Genomic DNA, 24,018 nt, shown 5'->3' with positions numbered 1-24,018 from the left:
TTACTCAATTGGCTCTTGAAATAAATGAATTTTTTCTTTTAATTTTGATTCCTCCCAGTCCCACCATTGCAAACCCTTTACATACTCTATTTTTTTTTGAGAAAACCTATAGCCAATTTGTCTTGCTGGGTTTCCAACTACAATTTGATAAGGTTCTACATTTTTTGTTACAATGGAACCTGCTCCAATAACTGCCCCATTTCCTATTGTAACTCCAGGCATAATTATTGCGTTTGCCCCTATCCACACGTCGTTCCCTATCTCGGTAAATATAGTTATGCGGTGATCAGATTTTGTAAAACCATAATACTTAATATAAGTAAAAGCATGTGTAGATAGTTTTTTGTAATTATGTTGGGTTGCTCCTATTGTTACATTCCAAGAAATTGAGCAAAATTTACCCACATTCGCATTTGATATGACAGTATTTCTCCCAATTGAAGTATAATTGTCTATACTTGAATTACTGATAAAACTGTATCTGGAAATATTAATATTATAACCTAATACTGTATTCTTTAGTTCTGCTCCTAGACGTATGGAATTATTTCTTCGAAATAATTTCCTGTAGGTTTGCAAGAGTCTAGATATAATCATAACCCTCTAATTTTTCAAAGAGTTTAGGTATTCTTTCATAACATCAAATTGATTGTCAATGTAGTTCGCCACATTCTCAAATGACTTAAAACTATCATCTACATGTCGATGAATATCTTGATCTATATTCTTAATTAGTGATTTGTCCTCAATATTATAACATGGCAGGTTCATAGTTTGTACCATTCCCTTGCCTCTTCCGTCCTCATTTATTAACATCGAAGGAAGTCTTTTACTCAAAAAATAAAGATGTGCGTGGACACGATATCCAATATGAAAGTCACAACTATCATAAAATTTTAATTTATTTAAATCATATGAGACATCTTTTATTTTTATACTTCTCTTTACGAGTTTAGCGCCTAAGGCTTTTATTAAATACCCTGTTGTGGCCCTAATAGTTGTATACTTGTCAGGAAAGATACCTCGATGGTAAGACATAGTAATATTAGCATCAGGGAAATGCTTGACTACTAGTTTGATTATAGCTAGTGTTTGTTTTATAAGTTTTGGATCAGCAGCTGTAGTAAAAACAATGTTTTTGATGTCCTCTTTCTGATAAGTTTTAAACCTTTTTCCAATTGAAGGCAAATCATACCATACTGGGCAACCAGTCATTTCCACATTATTAAATCCGTTGTTATGTAAAATGCTTTGAGTAATATTATCTCTGCAGCTTGATCGTTTTATTTCTGAATGTACTTTCTTTAAAAATACTTTAGATTCGTCGTTAAATTTAAAATCGTTCGGCCTACCTGATGGTCTTCCGCACCAGCCAAGGCCAAATGGAACTATAGGCACTTTTATTTTCTCTAAATCATCAACAAGAGGGTAAATCCCTTTGTAAATGTCTTCGGCGTAAGCTGGACCGCCACATAAAACTACAAAACGAGATTTATTGATGATCTCCAAATGATCGTCAAGTTTTTTTGTCCTATCTAAAATAATAATATCCTTATCTACATAGGCCTCAAAAAGCTTCTTAGCCCTATCTGTTATAAGAAAATCACCAATATTTTTGATTTGGCCCGAGAGTAATACAATCATTCCTATTTATTTAAACATATCCCACTTTAACACACTATCTTCCTCTATAGTTTCAATAGCGGTTTTCCCTATTAAGTTATTTATCTCCCTTGGTGATATTCCATGAGCTGGTCTCTTCCAGGTCAAATCTTGTCTTGTAATAATTTTTCCAGCTTTAATTTCTTGTTTTGCAATTAAACTTCTTCTTGCGTTGTTCCTTGAGGTATTTTCAGATTCGAGTGGTCGTTTAGTTACATTTCCAACAGTGTTATAGATAGACGAAATCCTTTCAAAAAAGTGCTTTAGATCAACTTTATCCATAGCATGATAATGGTCATTTCCGGGTAATGTTTTATCATGCGTAAAGTGCTTCTCTAAAATTACGGCCCCCAATAGGTTTGCTGTTATCAAAACGCTCATATCGTTTGGCAGAGTGTGGTCAGAATATCCAGGCATACATCTTGGAAATTTCATCATTAAATCCTTTATCATACCTAGATTTGCATTATGATCTAAAGTGGGATAATTTAATACACATTGCATTAAACATAAAGGAAGACCATGGTGCATTATTGTCTCAACGGCTTCTTGTATTTCCCAAAGATAAGATGCTCCTGTAGATAAAATAATTGGCTTTTTGAAACTACACATATACTCAATAAAGGGGGTATTTGTAATATCTGAAGATGATATTTTGAAAACATCCATTAAGTCATTTAGAAACTTAGCTGACTCAATGTCAAATGGTGTAGATAAAAACTCAATATTTGCTTTATCGCAACATGTTTTTAATTCTTCATATTCCTTTTTCCAAAATTTATCATATTTCTTAAATAGTTCAAACTGACTCTTAGTGGATTCTTTAGTTGTATCCCAGTATGATGGACTGAATTTCGACGCTATTGTTTCAGCCTTATAGGTTTGAAACTTGATAGCATGCGCACCACCTTCTTTAGCCTCATCAATTAATTGCTTGGCGAGATCCATTGATCCTTCATGGTTTACACCAGCCTCAGCTATAACATATGGTCTTTCTACTAAATAAGGATTATAACTAAAATCTTTAATTATTTCTTTTAATTTTCTCATTTCACAAAACTTCATTAATTAATTTAACAACTCTTCGTTTCCCCATTTTAATACTATTACTTAACATTCTTTGATGCATTAATTGTCTTAATTTTAGGTCCGTTACTTTATTAAATGCCATTAGAATTTTCGAATCCGAAGATTCATACCCCAATCCTAAATTATAAAAGCCATTTTTTTCGGAGGCAAAGAAATGAGTTGTTTCTCTTCTGTTTTGACATAATACGATGCATGGCACACCTAATGAAGCTGCTTCAAAAGTAGTTCTACCTGCTGAGGTAAAGATGAGATCAGAATTCTTAAATTCGTCTGATATATTGTTAATGTTGACTTTTATGTCAATATTAGGGTGTTTTTTTTGTAGCCTTCTAAATCCGTTATAACCTAACCCTGTGACAACGGAGATATTATAGCTTTTGTCAAATTTACTACAGAGAAGATCTAATACTCTTTCGGTATAATTGTTCGGATCAACCCCACCAAACGAAATCAGTATATTTTCTATATTTTCTTTAATTGTAATTTTTTTTGTAAATAAGAATTCATCCCTTAGAATAAAATAATTTGAGCCGTAATAGTGATTTAAACTAATTTTATTTTCAGGATACATAGCATTTATAACCAAGTCAGCAAGTTCAGCGCCTTCACCTAAATCTTCAAAATTAATGCACTTGATACTGTTCGATTTAAGCTTAATTATATAACTTCTTTCAGTATCCAAGATATCATTTATTACTGCATCTGGTTTATACTTTAGTATATCATCAATTATATCATCTTCTTTTTGAAGGTGAACTTCATAGTTAGATTCGGATATCTTATCATAGGCTAACTGACTTTTTTTAGTAACTAAAAAAACCACTCTGTGGTTTAAAATTTCATTGGCTATACTTAAAGTATTGTACACATGTCCCATACCAATTTCCGAATAGCCAGAAACAACAAATAAAATTGTCTTTCTTTTAATATAATACTCACATAAATTCCAGTCATCAAAATCATCAATATCTATACTCTCTTTTTTACTAAGAGGAAATATTTCAACTTTTGGGCCAAAACGTGAATTTATTGTAATAAACTCTGGCTTGGTGATGACAAAACCACCTGTTTCTTTGTATACTTTAGGCAATTGCTGCCTGTTTAATCGTTCTTTGTAATTAGGTACATATCTGTTATTAATCTTCTTCCATGTCAAATGCCGCTCATCTATTCCAGAAATAAGAGTGTCCAAGTTATTGCTAAAAAAATTGTCAACGGCCATTTCAATTGAATCAGGGCTTAATAGTGGAGAAGTTGGCTGAATAGTTATAACGGCATCATAATCGATATTTGAAGATTTCCTTTTGATTTTTTTGAATGAATAATAAATTACAGGGTCCAATGTAGCTATGTCATTAGACAAATCACCTGTTCTTCTAATAACTGAAGCTCCAAATTTTTTGGATATCAATTCAATTTCTTGATCATCAGTTGAAACATAGCAATCAATTTTATACTTGTCGGAAAAATTCGAATTTTTAATGGAATAATAGATTAGAGGCTTCCCATTTAACGTTCTTAAGTTTTTTCTAGGAATCCCTTTAGAACCTCCACGTGCAGGAATAATAATTAATAATTTTTTCATCAAATACCTTTAATCTTCTAACAAAAAGTCTACGATATTATTTAAATTCATAGTATAAAAATAGGGGTCATATCTTCCATTCACTTCGACTGTTTTTACAATAAGCCGTTCCTTGTCAAAAATTACAAACTTACTCGGCCTTAAGTCATTTTTTAACTCCTCCTTAGAAAACTCATATTTCTTATCGTTCCAAATTAGAGTAACAGAATTTAATTTAATAGGGTCTTGATTGACATTTTTTCCAAGATCAAGTCTCAATCTTTCTGGATACATGTTTTCTGGTAAATCAAATAAAATGTCTTGATCATATTCATTGCCCAGAATTTTCTTAGAAACGAAATCTTTAGAGTGAAAGGTTGAAGAACCAGTCTCGTAATAATAAATTTCAAAAGTATCATCTTTCGGTACTCTTACATTGATAAGAATCTGAAAATAGTTGTTGGTCTGTTCAATCAAGGACGTTGAACTCTCCTTTACTTGTGAATTGCTTTTATCTTTTTCATTTTTACATGAAATCAATAAAACAACTAAATAAATTAACAGAACTTTCTTTCTAAACATTCTAATTTTTTTATGTCAAACAATCATACCAGCCGCCACAGTCTCATTGGTCATATCATCAACAAGAATAATACTCCCGGTAGATCGGTTGTCTCTGTAAGAATCAACCATTAATGGCTTTGTCGTTCTAATTTTTACTCTACAGATATCATTCATTTTTAATGATTTGTCTTCGAAGTTTCTGTCTAATGTTTCAATATCAATTTTATACACCACCTCTTTGATCATCGCTTTTTCTTCATTAGAGGTATGCCGTATCAAATACTTGGCTCTAGGCTTTGCCTCATCGTTATTAAGCCAACAAAGCATAACCTCGAGGTCCTGAGAGGCTTCGGGTTGATTATTAGTTCTAACAATCATATCGCCTCTACTAATATCAATATCATCATTTAACGTGATCGAAACCGACATGGGCGCATAGGCTTCTTTCAAATCCGTTGTAAAACTATGAATTGACTTGATAGAAGAAGTGAAGCCAGAAGGCATGGCTGTTACCTCGTCTCCTACTCTAAGAACACCACTTGCGATACGTCCAGCATACCCCCTATAGTCTCTGTGAGATTCACTCTGGGGTCTTAATACAGTTTGCACAGGAAATCTTGCGTCAATCTTATTAATGTCACTACTAATGTGCAGCGTTTCTAAGGTATGAAGCAGGGGCGCGCCTTGATACCATTCCATATTATCAGATCTGTTAACGACATTATCACCATTTAAAGCACTTAAAGGGATAAACCGAACGTCTTTAACTAAAAGTTTTGACGAAAACTCTTCAAACTGCTCAATAACCTCATTATATGCAGCTTCACTAAAATCAACAAGGTCCATTTTATTAATGCAAACTATGATATGGGGGATTTGAAGCAATGAAGCTATAAACGAATGTCTTTTAGTTTGTTCGATCACACCATGTCTTGCATCGACCAGAATAATGGCTGCATTAGCCGTTGAAGCACCTGTGACCATATTTCTGGTATACTGAATATGGCCCGGGGTATCTGCAATAATAAATTTTCTTTTAGGTGTTGTAAAATACCTGTATGCCACGTCGATAGTTATCCCCTGTTCTCTTTCATCACGTAACCCATCGGTAAATAAGGCTAAATCTACACCGTCATGCCCTTTTTTCTTACTGGTTTTTTCTATTGCTGCAAGTTGGTCTTCAAATATCGATTTTGAATCATAAAGCAATCTTCCAATTAAAGTACTTTTCCCATCGTCTACGCTCCCCGCAGTTGTAAACCTTAACAATTGGTTGTTATCTAACATACGTTTTTCTATTAAAAATAACCTTGTCTTTTGCGATCTTCCATTGCTGATTCAGATCTCTTATCATCACTTCTGTTGCCTCTCTCCGTCTGTCTCATTCCAGAAACCTCTAACGCAATTTTTTCTACAGTATCAGCGTCTGACTCAATACCCCCGGTTATCGTAATATCGCCTAAAGTTCTAAACCTCACTTTTTTAAGTACCACTTCTTCATCCTCATCAAGTTTGAGAAACTCAGAATTAGGAATCCATGAATTCTGCCTCCAAACTACTTCTCTCTCATGCGCAAAATACAAGGAGGGAATTGAAATATTTTCTCTATTGATGTAATTCCAAACATCCATTTCTGTCCAATTACTAATAGGAAAAGCCCTAAAATGCTCCCCTTCAAAATGTTTCCCATTAAACAAGTTCCAAAGTTCTGGTCTTTGGTTCTTTGGATCCCATTGACCAAAATCATCTCTATGAGAAAAAAAGCGTTCTTTAGCCCTCGCCTTCTCTTCGTCCCTTCGACCTCCACCAATGGCGCAATCTATCGAGTTTTCCTCAATAGCATCTAAGAGTGTGGTTATTTGAAGAGCATTTCTTGTAGCATTCTTACCTCTTTCTTCAGCCACACGACCATTGTCAATCGAATCCTGTACTGAGCCCACTATCAGCTGAGCCCCGAGTTCATTTATAATATTATCTCTAAATGCTATCGTCTCTGGAAAATTATGCCCAGTATCAACATGCATTAAGGGAAAAGGTATTTTAGCTGGGTAAAATGCTTTTTTAGCAAGGTGAGTGACTACAATAGAATCTTTACCACCGGAAAACAAAATAACCGGATTTTGAAATTGTGCAGCCACCTCTCTTAGCACATAAATGGCTTCACTTTCCAATTCATCCAAATAATTCAAGTAATACTTACTCATAATCCGAAAATAATTTTGGTTTTATGTGATTGTATATTAATTCTACCGATTCTTCAATCGTAAGGTTTTCAGTTGTCACCTCAATATCTGGGGTTTCAGGAACTTCGTAGGGCGAATCTATTCCAGTGAAATTCTTGATTTCGCCGCTTCTTGCTTTCTTGTATAAGCCCTTAACATCTCTCTGCTCACATGCTTCAATTGAGGTGTTTACAAAAACCTCAACAAAGTTAACTCCTTTAACAACTTCTCTTATATTCTGACGATCCTTTTTAAATGGAGATACAAAAGCCGCAAGTACAACAAGTCCAGCGTCTACCATCAAATTGGCAACCTCAGCAATTCTGCGAATATTCTCAGAACGATCCGCTGCCGTAAACGATAGGTCTTTATTTAATCCCATTCGAATATTATCCCCATCTAGAGTGTAGGTGGAAACGCCTTTATTATGAAGCAACAACTCGAGTTGATTCGCCAGGGTTGACTTGCCAGAACCTGATAATCCGGTAAACCAAATTAGAAATGCATTATGCTTATTCCTTGATGTCCTTTGCATTTTTGAGATTTTGTATCCCTGCCTAAAAATATTGTCTTCCATGATGCTATCTGCTAGATCTCTTTTCCAGTCCAAAATTAACCTTATACCATGCTCTTTCATGCAGGTAGTACAAAATCATTTTAGTTATTACCTCAAATAGTCCAATTTGAAAGCCCATCACAGGGTCACCAGAAATCAGCCAAGCCAATAACATAGTGTCGAGCGTTCCAATGGTTCGCCAGGTAAAGGTTTTGGCCAAATGGCGCTTTCTACTTTCCAAAATGACCCCATCTTTATTCAGGTTAACTTTAAACCATATGCGTTCATGCATATAATAAAGGACCATTTTTGTTAGAACCTCAGCTAATCCAACCTTTAGGCCAATAGTAGGATTCCCTGAAATTAACCATGATAGAATAATCGTGTCTAAAGTTCCCACTATTCTCCATGTAATGGTTTTAGCTAAATGTCGTTTCTGAGAATGATCGCTCATAGAGGATTTCCAACTAGAAAGTAGGGGTTTAACAGATTTTCTTTATTGTATTGCATGGGTTCTCCTGTTAACTTAGAAATAACTGAAATTCCAACAGCCTCACAAATTGCCTGGCCTGCAGCAGTATCCCATTCCATTGTAGGGGCAAATCTTGGATAAACGTCAGCTTTTCCTTCCGCTACGATACAAAACTTAAGAGAACTCCCTTTTGAAACAATTTCCACTTTTTTGCCTGTTGATTTTATAGTCTCTATAAAAGTGCTTGTATCCTCATTCATATGGGATCTGCTACCCACAACACGGCAATTATCAATGTCATTCGATCTAGAGCTTAAAATCTCAGCGCCATTTAAATCGTCCTTTGTTATAGCCGTAAATCCATCGGTAACGATCCTAACTGCTTTCATATTTAGAACATCACCAATGTAAAGTGTTCTGGTAACAGGAACGTAAATAATCCCCTGTTGCGGCTTCCCATCAACAACTAAGGCGATATTAACTGTAAACTCACCATTTCTTTTTATAAATTCTTTGGTGCCATCCAACGGATCAACAATCCAAACTTCGGACCATTGGCGTCTTATTTGATAGTCGATTTCTTTATTCTCTTCACTAATGATGGGGATATTAGTCTTGTTAAGAATACGATTAATAATGGTATTAGCCTCTTGATCAGCTAAGGTTAGTGGGGACTTGTCATCTTTTAGCTCAACACTAAAATCGGACTCATAAATAGCCATTATAGCCTCACCGGCCTTTATGGCGGCTTCGGCAGCTATTATTATATTAGGATCCATACATATTTGTTAATGCCAACTGTAGACTCTCCTCCCAATCATTTATCTCAGCCTTTATATTTTCCTGAATTTTAGTGGTGTCTAAAACCGAAAATTTAGGACGTTTAGCTAAAGTGGGAAAGTCCGCTGTTTTAATTGGCTTCAAACTTATTGAGATTCCTTTAAATTCAAAAACTTTAGAGGCGAAATCAAACCATGATATTTGACCGTGATTTGAATAATGATAGAGACCGTAGGCATCAGATTTAGAGCTGACTAATTTAACAATCGTTTTGGCTAAATCCATCGCATACGTTGGTGATCCAAATTGATCATTTACTACCGATATAGAATCCCGCTCCTTGGCAAGTCTTAGCATGGTTTTTACAAAATTATTTCCATGCTCGCTATATAACCAAGAAGTTCTTAAAATAAAATACTGCGTCATTAACCTTTCAATAGCTTGCTCTCCTTTTAACTTGCTTAACCCGTAAACTCCTAAGGGATTGGTATGATCTGTTTCAGTATAGGCGCTTCTTTTTTTGCCATCGAAGACAAAATCGGTAGAAATATGGATTAATACCACGTTATGCTTATGACACAGCTTTGCCAACTCCTTTACGCCATTTTCGTTTATTGAATGCGCTAGACGACTGTTGCTCTCAGCATTATCGACCTGCGTATACGCCGCGCAATTAATACAATAGTCAAAAGGTTTTGAAAATACAGTTCTGAGATTTTCAGGATCAGTGATGTTAAGTTCGTTTGATCCTAAAAAATGAAAAACAATATCCGGATGTTCTAAAGATTGCTGTTTAATGCAAGAGCCTAATTGTCCATTGGCACCGGTAACTAAAACACGAATCATATGTCCGCATCTTTAAATTTGGGAAGAAGTAGGTCTTTTTCAGACAATATCAGCGCGTCATTAGTCATACCCCAGTCAATATTCAAATCCTCATCACTAAAAAGGACGCCTCGTTCTGATTCTTTATGATAATAATTATCACATTTGTATGAAAAGATTGTATTGTCTTCAAGAACAAGGAATCCATGCGCAAAACCTCTAGGTACTAGTAATTGCCATTTGTTTTGTTCAGAAAGGATGACTTTAAAATGCTCTCCAAAGGTTGATGAGGCAGGTCTCATATCTACAATTACATCCAATACACTACCAGCAATTACACGAACTAATTTAGCCTGTGCGTGAGGCCCTTTTTGGTAATGTAAGCCTCTTAGGACTCCTTTTTGCGACTTTGATTCATTGTCCTGAACGAAATCAAAATCAAGACCATTATCAACTAAAACTTTAGCCTTGAATGATTCAAAAAAGTAACCCCTATGATCCTCAAATACCTTTGGTTTAAAAAGAACGCTTCCCTCCAATGGTGTCTTCTCAATCTTCATTACTCAGTAATCAAATTTAATAAGTGCTTGCCGTAACCACTCTTTTGAAGTGGATCAATTAATTCCTTTAACTGGTTCGCATTAATATAATTCATCTTATAGGCCACCTCCTCGATAGCGCCTACTTTTAAGCCCTGACGCTCTTCAATTACCTGGACAAATTGCGATGCTTGCATTAATGAGTTGAACGTGCCGGTATCGAGCCAAGCCGTTCCCTTATCCAGAACGCTAACCTTTAATTTTCCACGCTTCAAATACTCCTTATTAACATCTGTTATTTCTAGCTCCCCTCGGGCACTTGGTGCAATGGTTTTTGCGATAGCAACAACGTCGTTGTCGTAAAAATAAATTCCAGGCACCGCAAAATTAGATTTGGGGTTATCTGGTTTTTCTTCGATTGAAATTACCTGGCCACTGTTATCAAACTCCACAACACCATAGCGCTCGGGATCATGCACATGATAGGCATAGATAATCCCGCCTTCTGGATTGTTATTGGATTGAAGCTTCTTAGAAAGTCCTGAGCCGTAAAAAATATTATCCCCAAGAATTAAAGCGACTTTATCATCCCCTATAAATTCCTCTCCAATAATAAAAGCTTCTGCCAAACCATTGGGGTGCTCCTGAACTGCATATTCAAATCGGCAACCAAATTTAACCCCATCTCCCAGAAGCTGCTTAAATAGTGGTAAATCCTTTGGAGTTGAAATGATAAGAATCTCATTAATTCCCGACCACATTAAGGTAGACAATGGGTAGTATATCATTGGCTTATCATAAACAGGCATTAACTGTTTACTTACTGCCAATGTTATTGGATGTAAACGTGTACCGGAACCTCCGGCCAGAATTATCCCTTTCATCTGTTAATTTTCGTATTGTTTCGAATAATATGTTTGGTACTCACCACTCGTAATATTGTCAAGCCAATCTGCATTATTTAAATACCAGTCAATTGTTTTACCCAGTCCTTCTTCAAACTGCAAGGACGGTGTCCAGTTAAGGTCTTTATTAATTTTAGATGCATCAATAGCGTACCTCAAATCATGACCCGGCCGATCCTTTACATAGGTGATTAGTGCTCTTGACTCTCCTTTTTCTCGACCCAACCTCTCGTCCATAAGATCACAAAGAAGATTTACCAAGTCAATATTTTTCCATTCATTAAAACCACCTATATTATAGGTCTGGCCTCTATCTGCTTTATGAAAAATTAGATCAATAGCTTTAGCATGGTCCACTACATAAAGCCAATCTCTAGTGTAATTGCCATCGCCATATACAGGCAAAGATTTTCTATTAATGATATTATTAATAAACAGGGGTATTAATTTTTCTGGAAACTGGTTGGGACCATAATTATTAGAGCAATTTGAGATGACTATGGGAAGTCCATAGGTGTCTCCGTAGGCGCGGACAAAATGGTCTGAACTAGCCTTAGAAGCAGAATAAGGAGAATGTGGGTCATACGATGTGGTTTCATTAAACAAACCCGTTTCACCAAGTGTTCCATACACCTCATCAGTGCTTATGTGATAAAATAAACGGTTTTCGCCCTGTGCGTGCTTCTTAAAAGAATCCAAAAGATTAATGGTGCCCAGAATATTGGTTTTTGCAAATTGCAGTGGATCAGAAATAGATCGGTCTACATGAGATTCGGCTGCCAAATGAATAACCGAATCAAATTTATAAGATTTAAAAAGATGATTTATAGAATCTGCATCATTTATATCATTCTTCAAGAATGTATAGTTAGATGCGTTCTCGATATCAACTAGGTTTTCAAGATTTCCTGAATATGTTAACGCATCCAGATTAAATATATTGTACTGGGGGTACTTATTAACAAATAGTCTTACAACGTGTGATCCAATAAAGCCGCAACCCCCTGTAATAAGCACTTTTTTATTCACCATAGTTTTTAATAAATACAAAGCATTTAACAAATACGAATGAAAAAACTAAAATCGCAAATACAATAGCTGGATAAACAAACGTCTTGTTGGTTCTAATATTAGAACTTCTTGCTCCAACCTCCTCAAAACCAGCTAAAATATCGAAATAGCTGTCCGTCTTAACCAACTGTTCATCTAGTTTATTAATAGTGCGTCTTATCTGAAGTTCGTTTTGTAATAAATCAAATTCTTTGGTTTCACGTTTAGTTTGTTGCAATGGAAACATTCCTTCTGTGCCAATGCTCACCTCAGGTTTTTCAGACTCTTTTTCGATTACCTTTACGTAAACATCTTGAAGATTTTTAATTTCCTCTAACTGTTTTTCGAGTGAGACTTTACGAAGGTTAATTGTGTCATCCCTTTTTTCTTTTAGTCGTTTTGAATACTCATTTTCAAATGTCTTTGCGAACCCCTTCTCTAATCCTACAAATACATCGTTAACCGTCGCCCGGGCTGTTATGGAGAATATATTTGCATTAAGAATATCTCGATTATCAATGAAATCATCATAGGTTACACCCGAAGCTAGAGCACTATCAATTGACTTGATATATCGATCATATTCAACTAGTAGATCATTGGCGGTTTCTGGTCCAATAGCCATTTCAAAGCCTATTAAATTCATGGCTTCAACAGAATCAATTTCAAATATGGCACTTAATTCTGCAATATTCCGTTCTTTTATGAGGGCATTAAAGTAATTGACATTATTGGCTAATTGATATTTAGATTCGAAATATGGTCGAACTAACATATCAGACTCATAAGTGGGTGTCTCAAGTTTCTGAAAAACATAACCTATTATTGCAGAAGCTAAAACAACTATTGTTATTAGTTTAAAATTATTGACAATAGGTTTCAAAGCGTAGATAACAACCTCAAATAAGCCTTTGAGAATCTTACCTAAAAAGAGAAAAAAATTATCAAAAAGTTTGCCAATAGCATTAAACAATTGGCCTAAATCAACTTCCTCATTTTCTGAATTTGATGGTTTGTTGTCACTCATTAGTTGTCTTTTATTATTTGGTTTATAATTTTTTCTGTAATCAAATAGGTAGGTCTTACCCCAGATTCTCCAAGTCCGCCAGATGCTAATGTACTTCCTGTTTCTAAGGGGTTATCGCTGGCATAATAGGCATACCTTACCTTAACATCAGATCTAATATTTCCTCGAACCTTGGAAGCAGCTTGAATAGCTTTTTGATAATGTGCACCTTCCATTTCAAGACCCACAACATTCCAGGTAGAATCTCTAAAAAATTTCAATATTTCCTTGTTCTGTAAAGAGGTTCCCAACACAGTTACCATAGCTCCTTCATATACGGCCACACCACAATCTAATAAATCTTCGCGACTCAGTTCATTTTCAAAGGGGTAATTGTCTGCGGTCCCCTCAAAAACATGGGCTGAAGGCACCATAATATCCCCCTTTCCTCCATGCAATATACCTGCCTTACCCATTAATGAAACCGACCTCACATCTAGATGCACCTGGTTGTTCTTCTTTTTGTAGGGCTTTAAAAGCTCATCCATAGTTTCATAAGCCTGTTCGCCAAAAGCATAATCCATCACAACAATTACTGGTATGTCTTCTAATGATGACCATTCCTCCTGTGGACGCACTTTAGCAAGATCAAAAATTTGAACATTTATGTTGGTTCCTGAGGCATCCTTTAAAACAGTCATACCATTCTTGATGCCATAGGTTTCTACCTTCTGTCGTTTTTTCTCATTCTCAGATTTACTGAGCATTTGGAATAAGTCTACATCATCTAATTGATCAGCATCAGTCTTGAGTGCCTTTTTTGCAAAAAAGGTGTTCATCACACTATGCATGTTTGCGCTAATAATATGAATGGGTCTTGATAGAAGACCAGATTTATCAAGTGTAGCCTTGATGTCATTAGCCCAGATCTCTCCATGTAAATGCTGCCCCAGACGCTCGCGCAACACTTGGCTAAAAGAAATGGTTCGCTTCTCCTTACCAATAGCCTCTTGAATAGCCAACTTTCCAATCCAATAAATCACGTGAAGAAATCGATCGGGTTGTGACGGGGTGCTAAAATCTGAATAAACCTGCATAACCTCCTCATAGGTTCTACCAATAACCGTAGCCAAATGAGTGGCGGTGATCTCCCGCTCCTTTAATGTTAACTTTTTGGAACTGTTAACCGCTTCTTCAATCTTAATCCAATCTCTGGTAGTCTTTCCTTCATCATCTATTAAGACCCGTTGGCTGATTTTATGAGATTCAACAAACAGGAAGGTTAAGTGGGTAAGAATATCATAAATCTCTGAACGCCCTCGGGTGATCTCAATGTTCATTTGCGCTTCATCGATCCGATAGCAGTTACGCCTTCTTTTAGCAGGGATAATGGGTTTTAAATGCGAAGATGAATACCCTTCATCACTGGTTAAATTTATATAGGTACACTCCTCTATTCCTGCTGGCAAACGATCCATGACGTAGATTAATCCTTCTAATTCTGCCTTGTCCTCGCCAATGGAACCATAAATCTCAGGGCTTAGAAGTAATAGTGCTTGCCTCAAGGTCTCTCCTGAAACTCCCATTGGTTTGTAAAAGCCACGGTTAAAAAGATGCCGCATAGTAATATACATGCGCTCAATAGCACTGGAACTTTCCTGTGCTCGTGTTCTTTCATGTGTGCGTTGTATCCTCATCTTATTTTAACCGGTAAATATACCATTAAAAGACTAAGTTCTGACCAATCATCTCATCAACTATCTTTCGATCGTTAGCCAATCTGGGTGTTTTATTTTGACCTCCTAATTTACCCCTGGAGTCCATATACTGTTCAAAACCATTAACTCGAACTTTTGTAATAACTAATGGTTTTAATATCTGACCAACTATTAAATCCTTATAATAAGAATTTTGTTCCTGCAAGGATTTATCAAGTGTCTCATTAAATCTTGATAAATCGACCGGTAGCTTATCAAATTCCACAAACCACTCATGATAAGGAAGTCCCGTTTCTGGATTTACTTGTGGTGCAACCGTAAATTCATTAACCACTCCACCATGAAGGTTTATAGCCTCTTCCATAGCTTTTTCAACCTCCTTGCCTATAACATGCTCTCCAAACGCCGAGATAAAATGTTTGATTCGCCCAGTCACAATCACCTTATAGGGACTTGTAGACGTGAAAGCGATAGTATCTCCAACATTGTAAGCCCATAAGCCAGCTGAGGTTGAAATAATCATTACATAATTTACTCCAACTTCAACTTCAGAAAGGGTAATTCGACTCGGATTCTCATTAAAAAACGCATCGACCTTTATAAACTCGTAAAAGATGCCAGAGTCTAATAATAGCAACATTCCACGGTCATTTTGTTTGTCCTGAAATGCAAAAAACCCTTCACTGGCCGGATACAGTTCAATACTATCGACCGATCTCCCAATGAGCTCGTCGAATTTTGCTTTATAGGGCTGGTAATTAACACCCCCATAAATAAAGAGATTAAAATTTTTAAACAGATCTCCAATGGACTTCCCCGAAAGTTGCTTCAGTTTTTCAAAATAACCAAGAACCCATGGTGGAATTCCGGAAATAATGGTCATATTCTCATTTATAGTCTCCTCCACTACTGCATCAACTTTAGTATCCCAGTCTTCAATACAGTTGGTCTCATAACTAGGCAACCTGTTTCTCTGAAGGTATTTAGGCACATAATGTGCCACGATCCCCGACAATCTTCCTGTGTTAACGTCATTAGTTTTGCCCATAACGGGGCTGCCCTGAAGAAAAATCATTTTACCATCAACAAATTGAGAATTGCCTGTTTCCGCGATGTACATGAGAATGGCATTTCTAGCAGCACTTATATGAGTTGGCATACTTTCTTTTGTAATTGGAATGTATTTAGACCCAGATGTTGTGCCAGATGTTTTAGCATAGTACAAGGGTCTACCCGGCCAGAGAACATCTGGTTCACCATCTACCATTCGGTCCACATAAGATCGCAACGCTTCATAATCTCGAACAGGAACCCTGGCTACAAAATCTTCATGAGTGCTGATTTCAGAAAAGTCATGATCTTTCCCAAAACTAGTTGTCTTGGCAGAATTTATTAGCTCCTTGAACACTTTATTCTGAGTTCCAATTGGATTGGAGGCCCATCGATCGATGGATCGTTTAACAAGCTTTGCAACTGGTTTGGCTAGTAAAGCTTTTATTGAAGGCATAAATTGTCTATTGAAAATCAATAAAATTTTCTGGATTCAGTGGGTATCCCTTATTCCAAAGTTCGAAATGTAAGTGAGGCCCGGTGGTATATTCTCCCGAATTACCGGATAACGCTATGACCTCCCCTGATTTTACTATATCGCCCTGGCTTTTAGTTAAAGATCCGTTATGCTTGTAAACGGATAACAGGTCAGCTTCGTGTGCCAAAATAATCACATATCCTGTTTCAACAGTCCATTCACTAAAGATAACCGTACCATCTGCCACAGCTTTTATAGGGGTATTTAAGGTTACCGCAACATCAGTGGCAAAGTGATTATTCTCAAAATTATAGGCGTCTGAGATGGTTCCTTTTACAGGCGGAAACAAGACAAAACGTGTAGGCTCCTCCGGGTTGGCAAACAGGTTGTATTTATCCTCCTTTCTAACTTTTTCTCTTAAAATAGAGTCCGATCTACTAGGGCCAACAAGCTCAACATCCTGAGCAGCGGCATTAATTATTGAATCACGGTTAAAATCCACCTCTTCAATTTCACCAGTTAATACGCTCCTTATTGATGCTAAATAACGCTCGTTTAATTCAAGCTCTCTTTGTATGGAATCCGTTTTATAAGTCAATATTGTTGCTTTTTTCTTTAAAGCCGAAGACGAATATCCCGGAATGTACTCACGCAGTGGAGTAAAAGCAATAAGCAGTGTGGTAAAAAAAACCAGAGTAATAGATGAGAGTGAAAACAGAATAAAAACGTTTAACCGAGACAACTTAATTGCAAAGCGTTCCTCAAAGGTGTCTTCATTAAGAATAACCAAACGATACTTGTTGAGTAATCGATCTGCTAACTTCCGTTCTTTTTTATCCTTTGCTTTCACGCCTTAAAATTAGTCAAAATACGAGAAATGCCCGTCTCTAGAAGGGTATTCTTGATCAAATAAGCGGTTATTAAAGTTTAATTATTAACTTTGCCCTGTAAAGAAAATGATATGAGTTTATTAAGTTATTTCTTAGTTGTGGGGCCCTGGCAATGGGTAATTATTGGTTTAGCCATTATCTTGTTGTTTGGGGGTAAAAAAATCCCGGAATTAATGCGCGGTCTTGGAAGTGGTATCAAAGAGTTTAAGGATGCCAGCAAAGACGACGATTCCAAAAAAATCGAAGAATAATCAAACGTATTGATACATAAAACCCCGCTACTGCGGGGTTTTTTTATGGCTTTATTTTCATGGATTTAATAATGGCCTCCTGTTCAAAAATGTATTCTCGCTTATTTAAAGAGGGAGCATAAACATAGCCCTCTGCAATGATGTAGCGGTCGTTAGCTTCATCTCGGATGGCATAATTAATAAAGGGTCCTGCCATGTACTCACCTTTTATCTCCCACATCCCGCGGGTTTCATATGCCATATAGCCATCAATACTGGTTTCAAAGAGTGCCGGAACATAGGCATCTTCCGTAGACATAACAATACCATCTTCCCCTGGGATCTTATACTTAGAAATCGAATCTCTTAATCTTACAATATCCACAATAGCACTATCTCCATTGCGAATAGTACTTAAAGGAACCTCATAAAACATAAAATCCATGGTCATGGTATTGGTGAGACTCTTTCTTACCCAGAAAAAATTCTCATCGTTAAGCGCAATCCTGTAAGCCGATGGAATGTCTATCTGAAACTTTAGGGCCGTTTCCATAGGCTCATCTTTTAGAAGCGACTTATTGATTCTTCTTAGCTTCTCGCGCACCTCTTCTTTATTAAACGCCGCAACAATCTTATTGGTGTTGGACTCTAGTAATGAAATTAATTCATCCTCGGACTGACCTTTTATGACCACCACTGTTTGCGGTCTGGCGTACACATCCTTAAGAATGACGACAGCCGTTGTATCCACTTTTTCCAACTTTAAGATCAAGCGGTTCTTGGTAGCAAAGCCATCAAAGACTTGCTCTGGAATTTGTCTAATACTAAAAATGGGTTCTTCCTGCGGAAGGCCAACTAAAGGAGCTGCAAAAATATCGCGCACCTTTTCACCAACTTTACCTTCCCATACCAGGTTATCTGATACCAGAGATATACTGTTTATATTACCTGAGGATTCTGTTAAATAACGTTCCTTCTTTTTGTCCTTATCAGAACAGGAAACAATTAGAAAACATAATAGAAAGTAAAGAATGTACTTCTGTTGCATGATTTTAAAATTTATTGGGACACCACAAGAACCATTCCAATCTTAAGGCGGTTACTGGTAATGTTATTCCATTCTTTTAGGTTGTCAACCGAAACCCCTTCAAACTTCTGAGCAATGGTCCAAAGGGAATCTCCCTCTTGAACCGTGTAGGTTTTTTTACCCTTTGTATTCACCGGTTTTTTAGGCGCGGCTTTCGTTTGAGATTTGCTCCCAGAGATATTGACATTTGCTGCATTTCTCGGGTAAATGGTCAAACGCTGTCCTACCCGAATGTTGTTACTCCGTAGCCCGTTCCATTGCTTGATCTGGCTTACCCTAACCCCATATTTACGGGCGATCCTACCCAAATAATCCCCCGAGCGTACACGGTAGCGCACCTTCGTATCATTATCAAAGTATTGTGGCAGTGGCTTTTCGCGTTTGTCAAACTCCGCTTTGGCAAAGGCATAAATCTTCTCTTCGTTAGCCACAAAAATGCCCGCCGCATAACGCGGTAGTCTAAGATAGTAATTCTCACCTTCAATTACCGGAATGATATCCAGTTTGTATGACGGGTTTAAAAATTGTAGCTGTTCTACATTAACCCCTGTAACTTCAGATACCTGATCTAAGGTTATCATCTGTTTCACGCGGATGGTGTCCGTCTCCATATGATGAAACATGGGTTTTTGCGGACCAAAACCGTGTTCTTCGGCATATTCAAAAATGTATAAGGTTGCTAAAAACGCTGGCACATAGCCTGCTGTTTCACGTGGTAAAAAGGGCCTAATATTCCAGTAGTTCTCATAACCACCAGACCTTCTAATTGCTTTGTTAACATTGCCTGGTCCTGAATTGTAGGCCGCTAAAGCCAGGTCCCAATCCCCAAAAATCTGATAGAGTTTTGCTAAATATTTAGCTGCTGCTTCGGTAGATTTAATAGGGTCTCTACGCTCATCCACATAACTGCTCACATCCAGTCCGTACATCTTTCCGGTAGTAAACATAAACTGCCATAGGCCTGTGGCGCCAACACGCGACCGTGCTCTTGGGTTTAATGCCGACTCTACAATGGCCAGATACTTAACTTCTAATGGTATATCGTACTGGTCCAACGCCTCCTCAAACATGGGAAAGTACATATGGCTTAAGCCCATCAATCGCTGCATGGTTTTAGGACGATTCTTTAGGTAATTTTTAATAACACTTTCCAGGCCAGGGTTGTAAGCAATATTGAAAGGTGTTTTAGCATCTAACTTAGCCAAGCGTGCTTTTAAGGTATCGGTTGGTAATTCCGGAAAGTCCACTTCTTCATAATCCAGATCTTCAATAGACTTGTAAATAGTATCATAAAGACTGTTCTCGTATAGTTCCTCTAGCCACTTGCGTTCATATTCCGCTGCTTGCTCCAAATCTTCAAACGTAGCACCGGGAATAGAATCGGATACAGCGGGTTCAATTTTAGGGCTGTTCAATAATTTACCATCGATAACCGAATCTTTGGGGGATTCCTTTACCACAATAGAGTCCTGTACCACCTGGCTATTACCAGAGGCTACGACAAATAGAAAAATAAGGGGCCATATTTTTCGCATACAACTATATCTAAGTCAATAAAAGTGGCTATTTGTTGATAGCCGCAATTCCAGGAAGCACTTTTCCTTCCAGGCTTTCTAACATGGCACCACCACCGGTACTCACATAACTAACGGCCTTTTCAAAACCAAATTGTTTCACGGCTGCCACAGAATCACCACCGCCAACAAGTGAAAATGCACCATTAGCTGTAGCTTCAGCTATAGCATCGCCTAAAGCAATGGTTCCTTTAGCAAAGCTTTCCATTTCAAAAACGCCTAACGGACCATTCCATAAAATGGTTTTGCTTTCATTAACCACTTCACCAAATCGCTTTACAGAATTAGGACCAGCATCCAGACCTTGCCAACCATCCGGAATAGCAGTGACGTCGCAGACCTGAGTATTGGCATTATTATCAAAGGCATCTGCCGCAATAACATCGGTTGGTAAGTGTACCTGTACTCCTTTTTGTTTTGCTTGTTTTAAAATATCAAGGGCCAAATCCATTTTATCATCTTCACAAATAGAATCTCCGATGCTCCCGCCTTGAGCTTTAATGAAGGTAAAGGTCATACCCCCTCCGATGATCAGGTGGTCTACCTTATCTAAAATGTTTTCGATAATGGTGATTTTAGAAGAGACCTTAGCTCCTCCTAATACTGCCAAAACAGGTTTCTCTCCAGTTTCCAATACTTTTTTAATGCTCACAATCTCCTGAGCTAATAAGTAACCAAAGCACTTATTTTCTGGAAAATGATCCGCCACAACAGCTGTAGAAGCATGAGCACGGTGGGCCGTTCCAAAGGCATCATTCACATAAATGTCGCCCAACTTGGATAAGGCTTCAGCAAAACCAGGGTCTCCAGCTTTTTCCTCTGGGTGAAATCTTAAGTTCTCAAGTAATAAAATTTCACCAGACTTTAAATCATTGGCCGCTGCCTCTACCTCAGAACCAACACAGTCGTTTACAAATTTGACATTGACACCAATAATATCCTGTACCGTATCAACAATATGTTTTAAAGAGAATTTATCTTCTGGTCCTTTTGGACGTCCAAGGTGCGTCATTAACACACAAGAACCACCATCCTCAAGGATCTTTATAATGGTTGGTTTGGCCGCTACAATTCGAGTGGTATCCGTCACCTCTAAATTGTTATTTAAAGGTACATTAAAGTCGACTCGTATTAGGGCACGTTTATTATTAAAATCAAAATTATCTATAGTCTTCATGATACGGTGTTTAAGGCTACAAATATAGTTATTAGGACGCTAAAAAATGCTAGATTTGCTACATGGAGTTTTCCGAAGTTTTGGGGCACGAACACATCAAATCCTACCTTAAAAAAGGGGTGGATACGGGACGTATTGCTCATGCGCAATTATTTGTTGGTCCTGAAGGTTCTGGGACGCTACCAATGGCTTTGGCTTATGCGTCTTATCTGCTAAAAGCCTCGGCGCGTAGTACAGAATCTCATCAACTGATGATGGAGAATTTTACGCACCCGGACATGCACTTTGCATTCCCCGTCACCACCACATCAAAGGTGAGTAAACACCCGGTCTCCAACCATTACCTAACTGAATGGCGCGAACTCTTAAAAACACAACCATACGGCAACCTGTTTGACTGGTACAAACTGTTAGGTGTGGAAAACAAGCAGGGCTTAATTAGCGTTAATGAGGCCCATGAGATTGTAAAGTCTCTAGCCTTAAAATCGTTTGAAGGAGGTTACAAAGTGATGATCATCTGGATGCCTGAGAAAATGAACAATGAGTGCGCTAACAAATTACTCAAGCTTATTGAGGAACCTCCCTCACAAACCTTATTTGTATTAGTTGCCGAAGATGAAGAACAACTCATCGACACCATAAGATCGCGCTGCCAGATCATCCATTTTCCGCCTTTAAGTGAAAATGATATTGTAGAGGGCCTTGTACGCGATTACGATGTGGACTCTAATGTGGCGCAAAAGATTGCTCACCAGTCTGAAGGCAACTATAATAAAGCCTGTGACCTGGTCTATCGCGACAGCGAGGACTTGCAATTTGAAAAGTGGTTTGTCATATGGGTACGCTCAGCCTTTAAGGCAAAAGGAAATAAGTCGGCCATTCATGATCTGATTACCTGGAGTGAGGAAATTGCTAAGACTGGTAGAGAAACACAGAAGCAGTTCCTACTCTTTTGTTTAAGCTATTTTAGGCAGGCCTTACTACTCAACTACAAGGCCACCGAGCTGGTGTATATGGAGCCTCAGGTTGAAAATTTTAAATTGGAAAAGTTTGCGCCCTTTGTGCACAATTCCAACATCATGGAAATAACGGATGAGTTGGAAAAAGCCGTGTATCACATTGAGCGCAATGGCAACTCAAAGATCATCTTGACTGATTTGTCCATAAAGCTCACACGCCTACTGCACCGCAAGAGTGTTGCCTAATTTGTCTTTTTATAATCGCTGTTAAGCTGATACAGAATGGTCTGAGAAATATCGTTGCTCTCAGAACTAAACATGACGGTATTGGTAGCATCACTAGTACCAAAAATAAAGGTGTAGTTGTTGGCCTTCCCATAGGTAGTGACGTACTCCTTCACTTCCATGATCACTGAATCAATCTCGGCATCAAAGGCCTGCTGCAGTTGCTGCTGTTCTGCCTGAATTTGCTGCCCAATAAAGGCTTCCTTTTGCTGAAACTGCTGACTGAGTTGCTGTACCTGTTGTGGAGTCATGGACTGAGCACGTACACTGGCCTGGGTGCGTTCCAGCTCATAGGCCTGGATAAGACTATCACGACGTTTGATAAAATCCTGATTCATAACCTCAAATCGCTGCTCGATGTTAACCTTTTTCTCGTAGCCATTAATGACGACAGATCTATCAATATACCCGAGTTTTTCCTGATTCTGACAGGCGGTTACAACGAGTAAAAGAACTAAAAGACTTAGGAACTGTTTCATACTAATGGATTTGCTAAGGGGCCAAAGATAGCTATACCTAGGTCTTAGAGAAATTTAAACAGTACTTTTAATATAGGTTTGTCAAAAAGAGTGTTATATGATTCCTCTGCCTAGCAGATTGCGCTACGCACTGTTACATCCGTTTTTATTTTTTCACACTAGTATCTCTCTAGGATCAGCTGAGATGGTGCCTTAGGTTGTGTTAATAAAGTTATTATCATTCACGTCTGAAATTGAACCATACAAAATATACACAATCTATAGGCTTCCCGTCCTTTAGTGCCACTTGAAATTTAAGCTGTCTTGCGGCACTTTCAACGTGATCTTTTGACCACAAATTGGAGGCAGCTGATAGATCTATTGACTCTACGTTGCCCTGTTGGTCAGCATGGACGATATAAGAATAGGTGATTACAAAATCATCGCGATCATATAAATCAAAATCAGTCTCATTAATTGTTATTAATTTTTCAAGTTCCTGTAGATTTACTATTTGTGGGTTATTGTCAGGTTGGATATGTAAATGTGTTTCGTCAAAGCAGCCGTCACCAACTCGCATAGTAATGTTCGTGCGAACCTTTGATCGTCCCACTTCAGACAATGTATTTTCGTTGAGTCCCAATACCAATCCTATTATGGCAATAAGTTGAATAAATTTCATTTCGCTTCATTGAAATGTTTCACACATGGATTATCGCAGCTAATGGTTTAGCCCTGCCTTCATGCATACGGCGTGTAACGGTTTGGCTATGATATGTCGCGAGTGACAGCGTGGCTAAGCGCCACTCCGGTCTGCTTTGGTTTTCTAGCCGGTAGTGGAGCGCGCTGCAAGTTCGCAACGTTCATGCATTTATTTA

General features: G+C 37.7%; 24 protein-coding genes and 2 pseudogenes. 2 read left to right on the top strand and 24 right to left on the bottom strand.

Annotated features, from left to right (window positions below):
• The 19 genes and pseudogenes from DN064_RS14365 to DN064_RS01100 form a co-directional block, all read right to left on the bottom strand.
• Positions 1-267: pseudogene (locus DN064_RS14365) on the bottom strand (CatB-related O-acetyltransferase); the annotation flags it as partial.
• 93 nt (positions 268-360) lie between these two features.
• A pseudogene (locus tag DN064_RS14360) lies at positions 361-597 on the bottom strand (hypothetical protein); the annotation flags it as partial.
• 6 nt (positions 598-603) lie between these two features.
• Positions 604-1,644 (bottom strand): polysaccharide pyruvyl transferase family protein, encoded by a 1,041-nt coding sequence (locus DN064_RS01180; protein WP_115460779.1) that lies wholly within the window; start codon positions 1,642-1,644, stop codon positions 604-606.
• Positions 1,645-1,650: 6 nt separating this feature from the next.
• On the bottom strand, positions 1,651-2,712 hold the full coding sequence (locus DN064_RS01175) for an N-acetylneuraminate synthase family protein (protein WP_115460778.1): 1,062 nt from the start codon (positions 2,710-2,712) through the stop codon (positions 1,651-1,653).
• Position 2,713: 1 nt separating this feature from the next.
• Entirely contained in the window at positions 2,714-4,336 is a 1,623-nt protein-coding gene (locus DN064_RS01170; RefSeq protein WP_115460777.1) for a cytidylyltransferase domain-containing protein, read from the bottom strand.
• 9 nt (positions 4,337-4,345) lie between these two features.
• Positions 4,346-4,897, bottom strand: a complete 552-nt coding sequence (locus DN064_RS01165; RefSeq protein WP_115460776.1) for a hypothetical protein — start codon at positions 4,895-4,897, stop codon at positions 4,346-4,348.
• A gap of 15 nt (positions 4,898-4,912) precedes the next feature.
• Positions 4,913-6,166: a sulfate adenylyltransferase subunit 1 gene (locus DN064_RS01160; protein WP_115460775.1), complete on the bottom strand. Its 1,254-nt coding sequence runs from the start codon at positions 6,164-6,166 to the stop codon at positions 4,913-4,915.
• 11 nt (positions 6,167-6,177) lie between these two features.
• Positions 6,178-7,083, bottom strand: a complete 906-nt coding sequence (cysD, locus tag DN064_RS01155) for a sulfate adenylyltransferase subunit CysD (protein ID WP_115460774.1) — start codon at positions 7,081-7,083, stop codon at positions 6,178-6,180.
• Positions 7,076-7,678: an adenylyl-sulfate kinase gene (gene cysC / locus DN064_RS01150; RefSeq protein WP_115460773.1), complete on the bottom strand. Its 603-nt coding sequence runs from the start codon at positions 7,676-7,678 to the stop codon at positions 7,076-7,078. Before cysC ends, cysD begins: the two co-directional genes overlap by 8 nt.
• Positions 7,679-7,682: 4 nt before the next feature.
• A complete protein-coding gene (locus DN064_RS01145) occupies positions 7,683-8,111 on the bottom strand; it encodes a DUF2061 domain-containing protein (protein WP_115460772.1) in 429 nt (142 codons plus the stop codon).
• On the bottom strand, positions 8,108-8,908 hold the full coding sequence (cysQ, locus tag DN064_RS01140) for a 3'(2'),5'-bisphosphate nucleotidase CysQ (RefSeq protein ID WP_115460771.1): 801 nt from the start codon (positions 8,906-8,908) through the stop codon (positions 8,108-8,110). Before cysQ ends, DN064_RS01145 begins: the two co-directional genes overlap by 4 nt.
• Positions 8,898-9,755 carry a dTDP-4-dehydrorhamnose reductase gene (gene rfbD / locus DN064_RS01135; RefSeq protein ID WP_115460770.1) on the bottom strand — a complete coding sequence of 286 codons (858 nt, stop codon included), beginning with the start codon at positions 9,753-9,755 and terminating at the stop codon, positions 8,898-8,900. The genes cysQ and rfbD overlap by 11 nt, the downstream gene beginning before the upstream one ends.
• Positions 9,752-10,294, bottom strand: coding sequence for a dTDP-4-dehydrorhamnose 3,5-epimerase (gene rfbC, locus DN064_RS01130; protein WP_115460769.1), 543 nt, complete (start codon positions 10,292-10,294; stop codon positions 9,752-9,754). Before rfbC ends, rfbD begins: the two co-directional genes overlap by 4 nt.
• Positions 10,294-11,157: a glucose-1-phosphate thymidylyltransferase RfbA gene (gene rfbA, locus DN064_RS01125; RefSeq protein ID WP_115460768.1), complete on the bottom strand. Its 864-nt coding sequence runs from the start codon at positions 11,155-11,157 to the stop codon at positions 10,294-10,296. The genes rfbC and rfbA overlap by 1 nt, the downstream gene beginning before the upstream one ends.
• Positions 11,158-11,160: 3 nt before the next feature.
• Positions 11,161-12,210, bottom strand: a complete 1,050-nt coding sequence (rfbB, locus tag DN064_RS01120; protein WP_115461349.1) for a dTDP-glucose 4,6-dehydratase — start codon at positions 12,208-12,210, stop codon at positions 11,161-11,163.
• The gene (locus tag DN064_RS01115; RefSeq protein WP_115460767.1) at positions 12,200-13,255 is read right to left on the bottom strand and encodes a GumC domain-containing protein; all 1,056 of its coding nucleotides are present in this window, start codon (positions 13,253-13,255) and stop codon (positions 12,200-12,202) included. The genes rfbB and DN064_RS01115 overlap by 11 nt, the downstream gene beginning before the upstream one ends.
• Positions 13,255-14,931, bottom strand: coding sequence for a DUF6909 family protein (locus tag DN064_RS01110; RefSeq protein WP_115460766.1), 1,677 nt, complete (start codon positions 14,929-14,931; stop codon positions 13,255-13,257). The genes DN064_RS01115 and DN064_RS01110 overlap by 1 nt, the downstream gene beginning before the upstream one ends.
• A gap of 25 nt (positions 14,932-14,956) precedes the next feature.
• Complete coding sequence (locus DN064_RS01105) at positions 14,957-16,459, bottom strand: GH3 auxin-responsive promoter family protein (protein ID WP_115461348.1); 1,503 nt, start codon at positions 16,457-16,459, stop codon at positions 14,957-14,959.
• A gap of 7 nt (positions 16,460-16,466) precedes the next feature.
• On the bottom strand, positions 16,467-17,330 hold the full coding sequence (locus DN064_RS01100) for a M23 family metallopeptidase (RefSeq protein WP_115460765.1): 864 nt from the start codon (positions 17,328-17,330) through the stop codon (positions 16,467-16,469).
• A 111-nt stretch (positions 17,331-17,441) separates the two neighbouring features.
• Between DN064_RS01100 and DN064_RS01095 the strand changes: the two genes are divergently transcribed.
• On the top strand, positions 17,442-17,621 hold the full coding sequence (locus DN064_RS01095) for a twin-arginine translocase TatA/TatE family subunit (protein ID WP_115460764.1): 180 nt from the start codon (positions 17,442-17,444) through the stop codon (positions 17,619-17,621).
• 43 nt (positions 17,622-17,664) lie between these two features.
• Here the strand turns inward: DN064_RS01095 and DN064_RS01090 are convergent, their stop codons facing one another.
• From DN064_RS01090 to DN064_RS01080, 3 genes are read right to left on the bottom strand one after another with little or no spacing between them, the layout of a single operon-like run.
• Positions 17,665-18,648 (bottom strand): DUF4837 family protein, encoded by a 984-nt coding sequence (locus DN064_RS01090; RefSeq protein ID WP_115460763.1) that lies wholly within the window; start codon positions 18,646-18,648, stop codon positions 17,665-17,667.
• An 11-nt stretch (positions 18,649-18,659) separates the two neighbouring features.
• Positions 18,660-20,222, bottom strand: a complete 1,563-nt coding sequence (locus tag DN064_RS01085) for a lytic transglycosylase domain-containing protein (protein ID WP_115460762.1) — start codon at positions 20,220-20,222, stop codon at positions 18,660-18,662.
• Positions 20,223-20,250: 28 nt separating this feature from the next.
• The gene (locus DN064_RS01080) at positions 20,251-21,438 is read right to left on the bottom strand and encodes a phosphoglycerate kinase (RefSeq protein WP_115460761.1); all 1,188 of its coding nucleotides are present in this window, start codon (positions 21,436-21,438) and stop codon (positions 20,251-20,253) included.
• Between the two features lie 62 nt (positions 21,439-21,500).
• Here DN064_RS01080 and DN064_RS01075 point away from each other — a divergent pair, with 62 nt between their 5' ends.
• A complete protein-coding gene (locus tag DN064_RS01075) occupies positions 21,501-22,643 on the top strand; it encodes a DNA polymerase III subunit (protein ID WP_115460760.1) in 1,143 nt (380 codons plus the stop codon).
• Here DN064_RS01075 and DN064_RS01070 read toward each other — a convergent pair.
• Together DN064_RS01070 and DN064_RS01065 are read right to left on the bottom strand one after the other, a co-directional pair.
• Positions 22,640-23,161: an OmpH family outer membrane protein gene (locus DN064_RS01070; RefSeq protein ID WP_115460759.1), complete on the bottom strand. Its 522-nt coding sequence runs from the start codon at positions 23,159-23,161 to the stop codon at positions 22,640-22,642. The genes DN064_RS01075 and DN064_RS01070 overlap by 4 nt on opposite strands.
• A gap of 217 nt (positions 23,162-23,378) precedes the next feature.
• Positions 23,379-23,822, bottom strand: a complete 444-nt coding sequence (locus tag DN064_RS01065; RefSeq protein ID WP_115460758.1) for an energy transducer TonB — start codon at positions 23,820-23,822, stop codon at positions 23,379-23,381.
• Positions 23,823-24,018: the final 196 nt, after the last annotated feature.

It is taken from the genome of Winogradskyella aurantiaca (assembly GCF_003362725.1).
GTDB lineage: Bacteria > Bacteroidota > Bacteroidia > Flavobacteriales > Flavobacteriaceae > Winogradskyella_A > Winogradskyella_A aurantiaca.
This window is presented reverse-complemented; position numbering and strand designations above follow the sequence as displayed.